Annotated in this window: 14 protein-coding genes; 13 read left to right on the forward strand and 1 reads right to left on the reverse strand. The window is 72.9% G+C overall.

The features are described 5' to 3' along the window. The first annotated feature begins 89 nt into the window (after positions 1–89). The 4 genes from AC1C2V_RS17660 (at position 90) to AC1C2V_RS17675 (ending at position 3,402) form a co-directional block, all read left to right on the forward strand. Positions 90–929: a CPBP family intramembrane glutamic endopeptidase gene (locus AC1C2V_RS17660; RefSeq protein ID WP_495390947.1), complete on the forward strand. Its 840-nt coding sequence runs from the start codon at positions 90–92 to the stop codon at positions 927–929. Next, positions 926–2,137: a sensor histidine kinase gene (locus tag AC1C2V_RS17665; RefSeq protein WP_495390948.1), complete on the forward strand. Its 1,212-nt coding sequence runs from the start codon at positions 926–928 to the stop codon at positions 2,135–2,137. The genes AC1C2V_RS17660 and AC1C2V_RS17665 overlap by 4 nt, the downstream gene beginning before the upstream one ends. Beyond that, positions 2,134–2,793 (forward strand): response regulator, encoded by a 660-nt coding sequence (locus AC1C2V_RS17670; protein ID WP_495390949.1) that lies wholly within the window; start codon positions 2,134–2,136, stop codon positions 2,791–2,793. The genes AC1C2V_RS17665 and AC1C2V_RS17670 overlap by 4 nt, the downstream gene beginning before the upstream one ends. Before the next feature lie 147 nt (positions 2,794–2,940). Further along, positions 2,941–3,402, forward strand: coding sequence for a hypothetical protein (locus AC1C2V_RS17675; protein ID WP_495390950.1), 462 nt, complete (start codon positions 2,941–2,943; stop codon positions 3,400–3,402). A 42-nt stretch (positions 3,403–3,444) separates the two neighbouring features. On the opposite strand, the gene AC1C2V_RS17680 is transcribed toward AC1C2V_RS17675, so the two are convergent. After that, positions 3,445–4,014 (reverse strand): 3'-5' exonuclease, encoded by a 570-nt coding sequence (locus AC1C2V_RS17680; protein WP_495390951.1) that lies wholly within the window; start codon positions 4,012–4,014, stop codon positions 3,445–3,447. A 110-nt stretch (positions 4,015–4,124) separates the two neighbouring features. Here AC1C2V_RS17680 and AC1C2V_RS17685 point away from each other — a divergent pair, with 110 nt between their 5' ends. The 9 genes from AC1C2V_RS17685 (at position 4,125) to murQ (ending at position 14,183) form a co-directional block, all read left to right on the forward strand. Beyond that, the gene (locus AC1C2V_RS17685) at positions 4,125–4,808 is read left to right on the forward strand and encodes a GNAT family N-acetyltransferase (protein ID WP_495390952.1); all 684 of its coding nucleotides are present in this window, start codon (positions 4,125–4,127) and stop codon (positions 4,806–4,808) included. 146 nt (positions 4,809–4,954) lie between these two features. Further along, positions 4,955–6,139, forward strand: a complete 1,185-nt coding sequence (locus tag AC1C2V_RS17690) for an exo-beta-N-acetylmuramidase NamZ family protein (RefSeq protein WP_495390953.1) — start codon at positions 4,955–4,957, stop codon at positions 6,137–6,139. Beyond that, the gene (locus AC1C2V_RS17695; RefSeq protein WP_495390954.1) at positions 6,136–6,834 is read left to right on the forward strand and encodes a PIG-L deacetylase family protein; all 699 of its coding nucleotides are present in this window, start codon (positions 6,136–6,138) and stop codon (positions 6,832–6,834) included. Before AC1C2V_RS17690 ends, AC1C2V_RS17695 begins: the two co-directional genes overlap by 4 nt. Further along, positions 6,831–7,793 (forward strand): GNAT family N-acetyltransferase, encoded by a 963-nt coding sequence (locus tag AC1C2V_RS17700; RefSeq protein WP_495390955.1) that lies wholly within the window; start codon positions 6,831–6,833, stop codon positions 7,791–7,793. The genes AC1C2V_RS17695 and AC1C2V_RS17700 overlap by 4 nt, the downstream gene beginning before the upstream one ends. 34 nt (positions 7,794–7,827) lie before the next feature. Continuing rightward, positions 7,828–9,486: an ABC transporter substrate-binding protein gene (locus AC1C2V_RS17705; RefSeq protein WP_495390956.1), complete on the forward strand. Its 1,659-nt coding sequence runs from the start codon at positions 7,828–7,830 to the stop codon at positions 9,484–9,486. A 91-nt stretch (positions 9,487–9,577) separates the two neighbouring features. After that, a complete protein-coding gene (locus tag AC1C2V_RS17710) occupies positions 9,578–10,555 on the forward strand; it encodes an ABC transporter permease (RefSeq protein ID WP_495390957.1) in 978 nt (325 codons plus the stop codon). Between the two features lie 3 nt (positions 10,556–10,558). After that, the gene (locus AC1C2V_RS17715; RefSeq protein ID WP_495390958.1) at positions 10,559–12,385 is read left to right on the forward strand and encodes a dipeptide/oligopeptide/nickel ABC transporter permease/ATP-binding protein; all 1,827 of its coding nucleotides are present in this window, start codon (positions 10,559–10,561) and stop codon (positions 12,383–12,385) included. Beyond that, positions 12,382–13,254 (forward strand): ABC transporter ATP-binding protein, encoded by an 873-nt coding sequence (locus tag AC1C2V_RS17720; protein WP_495390959.1) that lies wholly within the window; start codon positions 12,382–12,384, stop codon positions 13,252–13,254. Before AC1C2V_RS17715 ends, AC1C2V_RS17720 begins: the two co-directional genes overlap by 4 nt. Further along, positions 13,251–14,183: an N-acetylmuramic acid 6-phosphate etherase gene (gene murQ, locus AC1C2V_RS17725; protein ID WP_495390960.1), complete on the forward strand. Its 933-nt coding sequence runs from the start codon at positions 13,251–13,253 to the stop codon at positions 14,181–14,183. Before AC1C2V_RS17720 ends, murQ begins: the two co-directional genes overlap by 4 nt. The last annotated feature ends 7 nt before the right edge of the window (positions 14,184–14,190 follow it).

Below are 14,190 nucleotides of genomic sequence, written 5' to 3' on the forward strand. Positions count from 1 at the left end.
TCCGTACGGTGACGACTCCGCCTCGGGGAGTCCATAGCGTTCTGAGCAGCCCGCGGCGCTCGGCCGCGGCGTCTTGCGAAGGAGTGAACGTGCGTCTGGTGTGGCAGCTCTTGGCCGTGGTGGCAGTGGTGTTCGTCTGTGGTCAGGCCAGCGCCGCGGTTGAGGACAACCCGTGGCTGACGCTCGTCGTCGGCCTGGCCACCGCGGTACTGGCGGTGGTGGTCTACGCCTGGGTGGTCCGGCGCACCGAACGTCGCGACCCGGTGGAGGTGGCGCTGCCGGGTGCCGCGCGCTCGATCGGCTGGGGCACGCTGCTCGGGGCCGGGCTGTTCGCCGCCGTCATCGCGATCATCGCGCTCCTCGGCGACTACACGGTCGACGGACTCGGCTCGCCGACGGGCGCCGTCGGGCTCCTCGGCATCATGGCGGCCGCCGCCGTGACCGAGGAGCTGATGTTCCGCGGCGTCCTGTTCCGGATCGTCGAGGGCTGGACCGGCACGTGGATCGCGCTCACCGTGACCGGCGCGCTGTTCGGCCTCATCCACCTGCTCAACCCGAACGCCACGCCGTGGGGCGCCCTCGCCATCGCCATCGAGGCCGGCGGGATGCTGACGGCCGCGTACGTCGCCACCCGCAAGCTGTGGGTGCCCATCGGCCTGCACTTCGGGTGGAACATCGGCGGGAGCGCCATCTTCAGCACCGCCGTCTCCGGCAACGACACCTCGCAGGGCCTGCTGGACGCCGCGATGTCCGGCCCCACGACGGTCACGGGCGGTGACTTCGGACCGGAGGGCAGCATCTTCGCCGTGGTGCTCTGCGCGCTGGCCACCGGCGTCTTCATGTGGCTGGCCTACCGTCGCGGTCACGTGATCCCCCGCCGCCGCCGGGCCCGGGCGGACGCAGCCGCGGCCGCTACGATCTCTCGGTGATCGAACTCCGGCAGGTCCCGGACCGATGGCGCCAGCTCGACGTCACGGCCCGGGACCTGCCGCTCGCGCTGGTGCCGGCCGTCGCGACGTTCGTGCCCGCGTTCCACGGGCTGGGGACGGAGGTCGGCGAGCTGCCGTCCCGTCCTTTCGACGCGCTCACCGTCGTGGCGGTCGTCTTCCTGTGCGCCCCGCTCATCGTGCGTCGGCGGTGGCCGGCCGCCTGCCTCGTCCTGGTGTCGCTCGGCTTCGCCCTCGACCAGCTCCGGGGCTACCACACGTTCGCGGGCCTGGCGCTCGTCATCGCGTTGCTGAGCGCGGGCTCCCAGCTGGAACACCGACGCCGCACCGTCGTGGCCCTCCTGACGGGCGCCTACCTCGTGCTGGCGGTCGCGCTCTTCCGGGCCGGCGGGGCCGAGCGGCCCGACGGGTACGCCACGTTCTACCTGGCCCTGATCTTGATCTGGGGCGCCGGCGCGTGGCTGCGTTCCACCCGGGCCGCCGAGGCCGAGCACCGCCGCCGGATCGCCGAGTACACCCGCGCCGCCGAACGCACCCGCATCGCCCGCGAGCTGCACGACGTCGTGACCCACCACGTGACGGCGATGGTGGTGCAGACGGAGGCCGCCCGGTACCTGACGGGAGCCCCCGACCGCCTCGACGAGACCCTGGACGCGATCACGGACACGGGCCGGCGGGCCATCGGCGACCTCCGGCATCTCCTGGACCTGCTGGACCCGGGCCACGACGGCGCCGCCGGGACGCCGTCTCTCCGGGAGCTGCGCACGCTCGTCGAGCAGACCCGCCGGGCCGGCCAGCCGGTGGAGCTCACCGAGGAGGGCACGCCGACGGAGTCGGCCGGGAGCGCCGAGCTGGTCGCCCACCGGGTGGTGCAGGAGGCCCTGACGAACGCCCTCAAGCATGCCCTGGGCAGCCCGACGGCGGTCGACGTGCGCTACGACGAGAGGGAGATCACCGTGGAGGTCAGCACCGCCGGGGCACGAGGCGGGCAGGCCGGGGCCGGCCCTCGGTCACCGGGCGGGAGCGGTCGGGGCCTCGTCGGGCTCCGCGACCGGGTGGACGCCCTGGGCGGCGAGTTCGGCGCGGACCGGCAGGCCGACGGCGGATTCGTCGTCCGGGCGCGCATCCCCACCGGGCACATCCCCACCGAGCACGTCCCCAAGCGCGTCCCCACCGAGAGCCGAGTATGAACCCGCCGACCCGGGTACTGGTGTGCGACGACCAGGCGCTGATCCGCACCGGGTTCACGACGATCATCGACGCGCAGCCCGACCTCGAGGTGGTCGGCGAGTGCGGGGACGGGCGGGCCGCCGTCGACCTCGCCGGGCGGCTCGACCCGGACCTCGTGGTGATGGACGTGCGGATGCCGGTGCTCGACGGCATCGAGGCGACCCGCCTGCTCGCCGGCGCCGGGGTGGCGCACCCCGTCAAGGTGCTCGTCGTGACGACGTTCAACCTCGACGAGTACGTCTACGAGGCGCTGCGCGCGGGGGCCAGCGGGTTCCTGCTCAAGGACGCCCCCGCGGCGCAGCTGCTGCACGGCATCCGCACGGTCGCGGCCGGGGCCGCGCTGCTGGCGCCCGAGGTGACACGGCAGCTCGTCGGCAGGTACGCGGCGCGGATCCGCCCCGCCGAGAGGAAAGCCGCCGACACCGTGCTGACGCCGCGCGAGCTGGAGGTGCTGCGGCTCATCGCGGGTGGCCTGTCGAACAGCGAGATCGCCGCGACGCTGGTGATCAGCCAGGAGACCGTCAAGACGTACGTGTCGCGCATCCTGGCCAAGCTCGGCCTGCGGGACCGCGTGCAGGCGGTGGTCCACGCCTACCGGAGCGGACTGGTGACCTGAGCGCCCCGGGCCCGTCGGCTGATCGCCGGCGGGGCATCGGGCACGGGCAGAGCATGCGGCATGCACTTGTCCACAGGGCCAAAGCGCACGGCCTCCGATCTTCGACACACTGCGTCTCCTCCGTGCAGTCCAACTCGAGGAGGAACGGTGCAGTACCCATCACAGGTGAGGTCGGAGGACGCGCGCGCCGAGGCGAGCGCACTGCTGACGAGACTGAGCGCCGAGAAGCGTGCTTCCCGGTGGAACTTCGGCCCCACGACGGGCTCGATCCTTGCCGCGGTTGCCGCACACCCTGATCGGGTCCGGTGCGACCTGCGGCGACTGGACGTCGATGCCCACTGCGCCGCGACCTCGACGGTGTACGTCAAGCCTCCTCGCGCGATGCGGATCTCCGTCGGGCCCAGCCAGTTCAGCGAGCAGTCGCCGTCCGACGACGACTTCCAGCATCCCGCGTGGTGCGAGTGCTCCGAGCTGATGGCGTTCGTGCGGACCGACCTGGGCCTCGACCACGAGCACTGGCCCGACGAGATGCACCCCGCGCCCGCCGTCTGGTCGCCGGACGAGGTGGTGCCGGACGACGGCCGGTGGGTCAGGCTGTGGTGGGACTGAGCCTCCGGTGATGCCCACCCGTACGGCCGGCCCGATCCGCACTCACCACGCGCGGACGTGCTGCCCCACCGCGAGCACCCCGTCCGGGCCGAGTCGTCGGCACAGCTCCACGAGGACCAGCGCGCACTGGCGTGCGTCCGCGCCGGCGTCGTGGTGGTCGTGGGCGGGGATGTTCAGTGCCGCCGAGACGACGGGCAACCGGTACGAGGCGAGGTCCAGAAACGCCTTCGCTGTGTCCCGCGTGCAGAGCCAACGCGACCGTGGCAGGTCGATCCCGTACGCCGTGCTGGCCTGCGTGAGCACCGAGCGGTCGAACGAGGCGTTGTGCGCGATGAGGGCGTCAGTGCCGACGAACTCCGCGAACTTGGCATAGACGACGTCCCACGGCGGCGCACCGACGACGTCGCGCTCCGTGATCCCGTGAACCGCCACGTTGTAGCTGCTGAACTCCTGGTGGCCGGGCGGCGGCTCGACCAGGGTCTCGAGGGAGTCCACGACGAGGCCGTCCCTGACCTTGACGACGCCGACGGAGCAGACCGACGCCCGCTTCGGGTTGGCGGTCTCGAAGTCGATCGCGGTGAACGACAGGCCGGGAACCGCAGCGTGGAGCATGCCGGGCATACTAGGCGAGATCCGGCACGGCGCTGAGCGGTCCGAACAGCCCTCCCGGACTCGCGGCGCACGGGTGAGCCACGGGCGTCCGGGCAGTGCACGATGCTGCCATGACTACGCACCCCCACCACGGCCAGGACGGCCAGGACGGCCGCGCCGTCCCGACACCCACCACCCCTCGCCCGGAGCTCACGGTGGACCGTTACCGCCCCGCGGACCGCGACGCGCTGTACGAGGTGTGCCTGCGCACCGGCGACTCGGGCGAGGACGCCACCGCCCTGTACGCCGACGGCGACCTGCTCGGCCACATGTACCTCGGCGCGTACCTCGCGCTCGAGCCGGACCTCGCCCGCGTGCTGCGCCGCCCGGACGGCGTCGCCGTCGGCTACTGCGTGGCGACCGCGAGCACGCTCGACTTCGAGCGCCGGTGCGAGGAGAGCTGGTGGCCGGAGCTGCGCGCGCGGTACCCCGTGCCCGCCGACGACGACGAGTCGCCGGACGCCCGCCTGCTGCGGGCGATCCACACCCCGTCGCGCACGGCCGCGCCGTGGCTCGCGGAGTACCCGGCGCACCTGCACGTCGACCTGCTGCCCGAGGCCCAGGGGGCGGGCTCGGGCCGCCGCGTCCTCGGCGCCGTCCTGGACGCCGTCGCCGCCGCGGGCGCCCCCGGGATCCACCTGGGCGTCGGCGGGCGCAACATCCGCGCCATCGGCTTCTACGAGCACCTGGGCTTCCGCACCCTCGAGCTCCAGCCGTGGGGCCGGACCATGGGGATGCCCCTGACCTCCCGCTGACCTCTCCCGCACCTCCCTCTCACCGTTCCCGGCCGAGACCCTCCGCACCGCTGCCACCTCGGACGATGCCAATTCGCGGAAATAATTGACGTGGGCGAGCACTCCTACGTAACTTATTGGCATACCCGGTGTGAGAGGAGTCACTCGTGACCACGGCAGTGCTGCCACGGACCGGTCTGACCAGGGTCGTCAACGAACCAGGCCTGCTGTCCGGCGGGCCCGTCGCGCTCTGTACCAACTACACCGCGGTCGCGGACGACCTCGCCCGCGGCGTCGACGCGCTCCGCGCCGCGGGCGTCGACGTCGCCGCGCTGCTCACCCCCGAGCACGGCTACTGGGGCGCCGCCCAGGCAGGCGCCAGCGATGGCGACGGCACCGACGCCGGGAGCGGCCTGCCGGTCCTGGACACCTACACCCTCGCCGGGGCCGACCTGGACGCGCTCGTGGGCCGGACCGGCGCCGACCACGTCGTCGTCGACCTGCAGGACATCGGCACGCGGTTCTACACCTACACGTGGACGCTGTTCGACCTCCTGTGCTCCGCGGCCCGGACCGGGCGGCGCGTCACGGTCCTGGACCGGCCCAACCCGCTCGGTCGGCGGCCCGCCGGGCCGGGCCTCGACCCCGCCTGCGCGAGCTTCGTGGGCCGGGTATCCGTGCCGCTGCGGCACGGGCTGACCCTCGGGGAGCTCGCGCGTTGGTTCAACGCCGAGCACGTCCCGGCCGCCACCGGCCGCGCCGCCGACCTCGAGGTCGTCGCGGTCGAGGGCTGGGACGGGCGGGCGGGCGCCGGGGAGCCCTGGGTCATGCCCTCCCCCAACATGCCCACCCGCGACGCCGCCGTGCTCTACCCGGCGACGGGGCTCCTCGAGGGCAGCACGCTGTCCGAGGGTCGCGGTACCACGCGCCCCTTCGAGCTCCTCGGCGCGGCGTGGACCGACGGTCGCCTCGCCGCGGCGCTGCGCGAGCAGGCGCTGCCGGGGGTCGCGGTGCGCGAGGCCGTCTTCCGACCGATGTTCTCGAAGTGGTCGGGCGAGACGGTGCACGGCGCCCAGCTCCACCTCCTCGACCCCGAGGCCGTCGACCCCGTCGCCACGGGCCACGCGCTCCTGCAGACCGTCGCCGACCTCTACCCCGACCGACCCCTGTGGCGCGAGCGCTCCGACGGGCGCCCGCCCTTCGTCGACCTGCTGTGGGGCTCGTCGTCGCTGCGCGAGGGCGTCGACACCCGCGCACCGCTGCGAGAGATCCTCGCCGCGGCGCCCCGCCCGCCCGCACCCCCCGCGGGCACCCTGCTCTACCCGACCCCACCTGCGGAGGTTCCCGCATGACACCCCAGACCGTCATGGCCGTCGGCGCGCACATCGGCGACATGGACCTCGCGGCCGGCCCCGTGCTGGCCCAGAACGTGCTCGACGGCGGCCGGTCCGTGCTCGTCGCCCTGACGCCCGGCGAGCGCGGCCACCCGCGGCTCGACGCCGCGCGGTACAAGGAGCAGAAGATCGCCGAGGCCGAGGCGTTCGCCGCGCACATCGGCGCGGAGGTGGTCGTCTTCGACGACCTCTCCGACGGGTTCCTGCCCACCGACGACGAGGTCGCGGACCGGCTGGCCATGCTCGTGCGGGAGGTGCGGCCCCAGCTGATGCTCGCCCACTGGCCCCGCGGCATCCACTCCGACCACACGCACGCCTCGGTGCTCGCCGAGCGGGCGCGGTTCCTCTCCGGCCTGCCGGGCCACCGCGAGGACGACCGCCCGCGGCACGGCGTCGCGCGGCTGCTGTACACGGAGAACTGGGAGGACGCCCTCGGCTTCGAGGCCGACACGTTCGTCGAGGTCTCCGACGAGGCGCACGCGAGCTGGACGGAGGCGATCGGCGGGCAGGCATTCGCCCGCGGCGAGACCTACGGGTTCCGCTACATCGACTACTACTCGGCGCAGATGGTCATGCGCGGCTGCTTGGCCGGGGTGCCGCACGCCGTCGCGTTCTCCGGCGGGGACCTCCCGTCCCTGCGGAGGCTCCCGTGACCGTCACCTACCGGGGCCACCGGCCCGGCGACCTGCCCGCCCTCGCCGAGCTCACCGCCGTCGCCATGCCGCGCGACGTCGTCGGCGAGGAGTGGCTCGCCGAGAACGTCCTCCTGGACGTCAACTTCGACCCGGCCGGGCTCGTCGTCGCCGAGGACGAGGCCGGCCGGCCGGTCGGCTTCGTCTACGCGGTCGTCGCGCAGCAGGGGATCCCCGCCGACCCCGCCGCGGGCTTCGTCACGATCGGGTGCGTCCACCCCGCGCACCGGCGCCGCGGCGTCGGCACCGAGCTGCTGCGCCGGGCGACGGAGCACCTCGCTTCGCGGGGCGCGACCACCGTCACCTACGCCGGCTACCCGCAGGCGTACTTCGTGCCCGGGCTGGACGTCGAGGCCTACCCGGAGGCGGCGTCCCTCCTCGCCGCCCACGGGTTCGCCACGCGCTACACCGCCGCGGCCATGACGCTCGACCTCGACGCGTACGTCATGCCGGACCGGGTGCGCGAGCTGCTGCGCGCCCGGGCCGACGAGGGCTACGTGCTCGGCACGGCGACCTACGACGACCTGCCCGAGGCCATCGCGTTCGCCGCCGAGCGCCTCGCGCCCGACTGGGGCCACGCGCTGCGCGAGTCGGTGCTGCGGCACGGCCAGGGCCCCCGACGGGTGCTGCTCGCCCGCGACCCCGACGGCGCGGTGGTCGGTGTCTCGACCTACGGCGCCTACCGCGGGCTGCGCGAACGCTTCGGGCCGATCGGCGTCGACGAGAGCCGCCGCGGCGCGGGCCTCGGCCGGGCGCTGCTGCACCTCACCCTCACGCGGATGCGGTCCGAAGGGGCCCACTCCGCCTGGTTCCTGTGGACCGGCGAGAACTCCCCCGCCGGGCACCTGTACCGCTCCACCGGGTTCGACGTCGTGCGGCGGTTCGCCGTCCTGCAGGCGCCGCTCGACGCCCGCCCCTGACCGCCCCCACGACCCGCACCACGAAAGGTCCCTGATGAGAACGACGACGATCCCCCGAGCGGCCGCGGCCGTGGTCGCTGCGTCGCTCGCCCTGGTCGGTTGCACCAGCGGCGGCGGCTCGCCGTCCACGTCCGGCGACGGCGCCGCCCAGCCGCTGACGATCCACGCCAACACCGCCAACACCTACGAGCGCAACTTCAACCCGTACTCGCCGTCGGCCAACCAGGGCACGAAGGGCATGATCTACGAGCCCCTCCTGCTCAACACGCCGATGACCCCCGGCGAGTCCATCCCCTGGCTCGCCGAGTCGATGGAGTTCAACGACGACGGCACCGTGGCCACGTTCGTGCTCCGCGAGGGCGTGACGTGGTCGGACGGCGAGACGTTCGACGCCGACGACGTCGCCTTCACGTTCAACCTCATGCGCGACAACCCCGCCGCCAACGCCTCGGCCCTCGACATCGCCGAGGCCACCGCCGCCGACCCGAGCACGGTCGAGGTGCGCTTCGGCAGCACCTCCTTCGCGTCGAAGGAGGCGATCGAGAACGCGGTCGTGGTCCCCGAGCACGTGTTCGCCGACATCGACCCGCTCGAGTTCACGAACGAGAAGCCCGTCGGGACGGGACCCTTCGTCCTCGGCGACTTCTCGCAGCAGCTGTACACGCTCACACGCAACGAGACCTACTGGAACGCGGACGAGGTCCAGGTCCCCGAGATCCGGTACCCGGCGGCAACGGACCAGACGTTCAACACCTCGCTCCGGTCCGGCGAGCTCGACTGGGCGGGCGGCTTCGTCGCGAACATCGACCAGATCTTCCTCAGCCCCGACAAGGAGCACCGCTCGTACTGGTACCCCGGCGACGGCCTCGTCAACCTCCTCGTCAACGACCAGAAGGCGCCGTTCGACGACGTCGACGTGCGGCAGGCCCTGTCGGCCGCGATCGACCGCAACCGGCTGTCCGAGGTCGCGATGCAGGGCTACACGCCGCCCGCGCACCCGACCGGGCTCCCCCTGCCCGCCTTCGAGGGCGTCCTGAACGACGCGTACACCGACGCGTCGTTCACCCGCGACGTGAACCAGGCCAACGAGCTGCTCGACGACGCCGGCTTCCCGAAGGGCTCCGACGGGGTCCGCACGACCCCCGACGGCGAGCGGCTCTCCTTCACGCTGCAGATCCCGTCGGACTACGTGGACTGGGTGACGATGTCGCAGCTCCTCAAGGAGCAGCTGGCCGAGGTGGGGATCGAGCTCGAGCCGCAGGGCGTGTCGTTCGACGCGTGGCTCGAGTCCCGCGGCGCGGGCACGTACGACATGACGATCACCTCGGTGCCCATGGGTCTGTCGCCGTACCAGCTGTACCGGGCGCTCATGAGCTCGGAGTACGAGGTCGACGAGGGGTCGGTCATCTCGAACTACGCGCGGTTCTACGACGACGACGCCGACGGCTTCCTCAAGGACTACGCCGCGACGGATGACGCCGCCGAGCAGCAGGCGGCGCTCGACGGCCTCGAGAAGATCATGGTCGAGGAGCTGCCGACCATCCCCATGCTCCAGTCCCCCAACTGGGCGCAGTTCAACACCGTCCGCTGGGAGGGGTTCCCCAGCGACAAGGACCCGTACGCGCTCGGCGCGCCGTACCAGTTCCCCGACAACCTCCTCGTCGTCACGCACCTGACCCCGACGCGGGACTGATCACGACGCCGGCGCGCGCCCTCGCGAACGCGCGCCGGCGTCCGCCCGGCGCCTCGACGCGCCACTCGACGCGCCCCAAGAAGGAGCCCGCGTGAAGTACCTGCTGCGCAAGGTGCTGCTCTATGTGTTCATCGCATGGGCCGCGCTGACGATGAACTTCCTCATCCCCCGCCTGATGCCGGGCGACCCGATCTCGTTGCTCGTGGAGCGCCTCAACGGCCGCGTCGACCCCGCCGCGATGTCGGCGATCGCCGAGAGCTACGGCATCACCGACGCCCCGCTCCTGGCCCAGTACGGCGACTACCTGCGCAACCTCGCGCACGGCGACCTCGGCCTCTCGATCGGCTTCTATCCCGTCCCGGTGGCCGACATCGTCATGGGCGCCCTGCCGTGGACGATCGGCCTCGTCGGGACGACGACGGTGATCAGCTTCGTGATCGGCACCGCCCTCGGCGTCGTCCTCGCCTGGCGGCGCGGCAAGCGTACGGACATGCTCCTGCCCGGCCTGACCTTCCTCAACGCGGTGCCGTACTTCTGGATGGCGCTGATCCTGGTGCTCGTCTTCGCGGTCAACCTCGGCTGGTTCCCCGTCTCCCAGGCGTACACGCCCGGCCTGACGCCCGGCTTCTCCGGCGAGTTCATCGGCTCGGTGCTGTACCACGCCGTGCTCCCGTCGATCACGATCATCATCGCGTCGTTCGCCGGCTGGGTGCTGAGCATGCGCAACATGACGGTCACCGTGCTCGGCGAGGACTACGTGACGATGGCCGAGGCGAAGGGCCTCCCGAAGCGGATGATCCGGCTCGACTACGCGGCCCGCAACGCTATCCTCCCGTCGGTCACGGGCTTCGCGCTCTCCCTCGGCGCCGTCGTCGGCGGCTCCCTGCTGACGGAGGTCATCTTCAACTACCCCGGCATCGGGTACCAGCTCTTCGACGCGGTCCAGAACCAGGACTTCCCGCTCATGCAGGGGCTGTTCCTCGTCATCTCGCTCGCGGTGATCGCGGCGAACCTCGTCGCGGACGTCGTCTACGTCTTCCTCGACCCCCGCACCCGGCAGGAGGGCTGAACCATGTCACCCCGATCATGGGTCCCGGCGTCCGGCAAGGTCCGCCTCGGCCTCGCCATCACGCTCTTCATCGTGCTCCTCGCGCTCGTCGGGCCGCTCCTGACGAGCTACGACCCGCAGCAGAGCGGGCCGGACCTCCTCCAGCCGCCCTCGGGCGCGCACTGGCTCGGCACCACGCAGACCGGGCAGGACGTGCTCGCCCAGTTCGTCTCCGGCGCGCGGGTCTCGCTCGGCGTCGGCGTCGTGGCCGGCGTCGTCTCGCAGGTCATCTCCGTGGTGGTCGGCATGATCGGCGGCTACTTCCGCGGCGCCACCGACGACCTGCTCTATGTCGTCACCGCGGTGTTCCTCGTCGTGCCGGGCATGCCGCTGCTCATCGTCCTCACCGGCTACCTGCCGTCCCGCGGCATGGTGTCGGTCTCCCTGGTCATCGCCATCACGTCGTGGGCCGGGTCGGCGCGGGTGCTGCGCGCCCAGACGATGTCGCTGCGACGCCGGGACTTCGTGGAGGCCGCACGCGCCACCGGCGAGTCGCGCACCAGGATCATCTTCTCCGAGGTCATGCCGAACGCGCTGCCGCTCGTGGCCTCGGGGTTCCTGTTCTCCGTCATCACCGCCGTGCTGTCCGAGGCGGGGCTGTCGTTCCTGGGTCTCGGGTCGCTGACCACCACGAGCTGGGGGTCGATGCTCTACTTCGCGCAGAGCGCGCAGGCGTTCCTCTTCGGCGCCTGGTGGTGGTTCGTGCCGCCCGGGCTCGCGATCGCCGTCTTCGGCGCGGGTCTCGCCCTCATCAACTTCGGTATCGACGAGTACAGCAACCCGCGCCTGCGCACCGGCAAGAGCCGGCGCCAGCCCGTGCGCCGGTCCGGCCCGGTCGCCGCCGCCACGAGCGCGACCGCGGCGGCCGCCGCTCTGCCGGAACCCGACGTGCCGGAGCCCGGCGAGCTCGATCCGGCGGCGACCGGCCCGCAGCTCCGACCGGCGGACGTCCAGGGCGAGCCCGTCGTCTCGGTCCGCAGTCTCGTCGTCGAGTACGCCACCCCGGACGGCCGGCTGCGCGCGGTCGACGACGTGTCCGTGACGCTGCACCGCGGCGAGATCCTCGGGCTCGCCGGCGAGTCGGGCTCCGGGAAGTCGACCCTCACCAACGCCGTCACCCGGCTGCTGCGCGTCCCGGCGGAGGTCACGTCCGGGTCGATCACCTACCACCGGCGCGCCCGCGACGGCGCGCGCTCGGCCGACGTCGGCGGCGACGTCGACCTCCTCACCCTCCCGGACGCCGAGCTGCGGACCCTGCGGTGGAGCGAGCTCGCGATCGTGTTCCAGAGCGCCATGAACGCACTCAACCCGGTCACCCGGGTCGCGGCGCAGTTCGACGACGTCGTCCGCGTGCACCGGCCGGGGATGCCCGCCGCCGACCGCCGGGCGCTCGCCCGGCGGATGCTGGAGAAGGTCGGCATCGAGCCCGACCGCGCCGACGCGTACCCGCACGAGCTGTCGGGCGGGATGAAACAGCGCGTCGCGATCGCGATCGCCCTGGTGCTCGAGCCCGAGGTGCTCATCATGGACGAGCCGACCACCGCGCTCGACCTGCTCGTCCAGCGGGAGGTGCTGGACCAGGTGATGGCGCTGCGCGAGGAGTTCGGCTTCGCCATCGTCTTCACCACCCACGACCTCGCCCTGCTGCTCGAGATCGCGGACACGATCGCGGTGATGCAGTCCGGCCGGCTCGTCGAGTACGGCCCCGCCCTCGACGTCTACACCGACGCCCGCCACCCCTACACGCGGTCGCTGCTGCGCTCGCTCGTCGACCTGGGAGCACTCGTATGACCGCCGGCACGACCGCACGCCCGCAAGACGTCGCCACGGGCCAGGTCGTGCTCGAGGCCCGCGACCTGGTCAAGGACTTCCGGGTACGGCGCACCGGTCTCCGGCGCGACCGGTTCCGCGCGGTCGACCACGTCTCCCTGGCCCTGCGCACCGGGCAGGTGACGGCGCTGGTGGGCCAGTCCGGATCGGGCAAGAGCACGGTCGGGCGGCTGCTCGCGCGGCTCGTGCCCGCGACCTCGGGCGAGATCCTGCTGCGGGGGCAGCCGGTGACGGCGACCCACGGGCGCCGCTTCGTCGAGTACACCTCCACGGTGCAGATGACGCTGCAGGACCCGTTCGCGTCCCTCAATCCCGTGCACCGCGTCGACCACGTGCTGGAGCGCTCGCTGCGGATCCACCGACACGCCAGCACCGCCGAGGAGGTCGAGGAGCAGAGCCTCGAGCTTCTGCGCCGGGTCAACCTCACTCCGGCCGAGCGGTACCTGCGGCGCTTCCCCCACGAGCTGTCCGGGGGCGAGCGGCAGCGGGTCTCGTTCGCCCGGGCCCTGGCGGCCCGGCCCCAGGTGCTCCTTGCGGACGAGCCGGTCTCGATGCTCGACGTCACCATCCGCAAGGAGATCCTCGACCTGCTCGCCGACCTGCGCCGCACCGAGAACCTCGCCGTCCTCTACATCACCCACGACCTGGGCTCCGCACGGACCTACTCCGACGAGACGATCGTGATGTACCACGGCGAGGTCGTCGAGCGCGGCCCCAGCCACGAGGTGATCGACGACCCGCAGCACGAGTACACCCGGCGCCTGCTCGCGGCCGCGCCGAACCCCCGCCGACGGCGCGACACCGGATCGCCCGACGGGGGCCGCGCGTGACCGCGCCGGCCGCGGGGCCCCGGCCGGACCTGGACGGGCTCACGACCGAGCGGGTCGACGACCGGTACGCCGACCTCGACTCCCGCCCCACCGTGGAGGTGCTGCGCGCCCTCAACGAGGCGGAGCAGGAGGTCCCAGGCGCCGTGCGCCGCGTGCTGCCCGCGATCGCGGCGCTCGTCGAGGAGGTCGCGGACCGGCTGCGCGACGGCGGCCGCCTCGTCTACGTGGGCGCGGGCACCTCGGGGCGGCTGGGCACCCTCGACGCCGCCGAGGTCCCCCCGACGTTCCACGTGCCCCCGCACGTCGTGCAGGCGGTGATGGCCGGCGGCCCCGCGGCGCTCGTCGGCGCCACGGAGTCGGTCGAGGACTCCGCCGAGGCCGGCGTCGCGGCGGTCGACGGGCTCGGCCTGGGCGCGCGGGACACCGTCGTGGGGATCGCGGCGAGCGGCCGCACGCCCTACGTCCTCGGCGCGGTCCGCCGCGCCCGCGAGGCCGGGGCGCTCACGGCGGGGGTCTCGTGCAACACCGGCTCGGCGCTGGGGTCGGCGGTCGACCACCCCATCGAGGTGGAGGTCGGGCCCGAGGTGGTCGCAGGATCGACCCGGCTCAAGGCCGGGTCGGCCACCAAGCAGATCCTCAACATGATCTCGACCGGCGTGATGGTGCGGGGCGGCAAGACCTACGGGAATCTCATGGTCGACGTGACCGTCTCCAACGCCAAGCTGCGCGACCGGGCCGAGCGCCTCGTCGTGCGGATCACCGGCGTCGACCGCGCGACGGCCGCGCGGACCCTGGTCGCGGCCGGCGACCGGGTGAAGACGGCCGTCGTGATGATCGAGCGCGGCCTCGACGCGGCCGGCGCCACGGCGCTGCTGGCGCGTCACGAGGATCGGATCGCACCTATCCTCAGGGGGCAGATGCAGCAGTAGGGAGGCA

The organism is Isoptericola sp. Y541 (assembly GCF_059445465.1).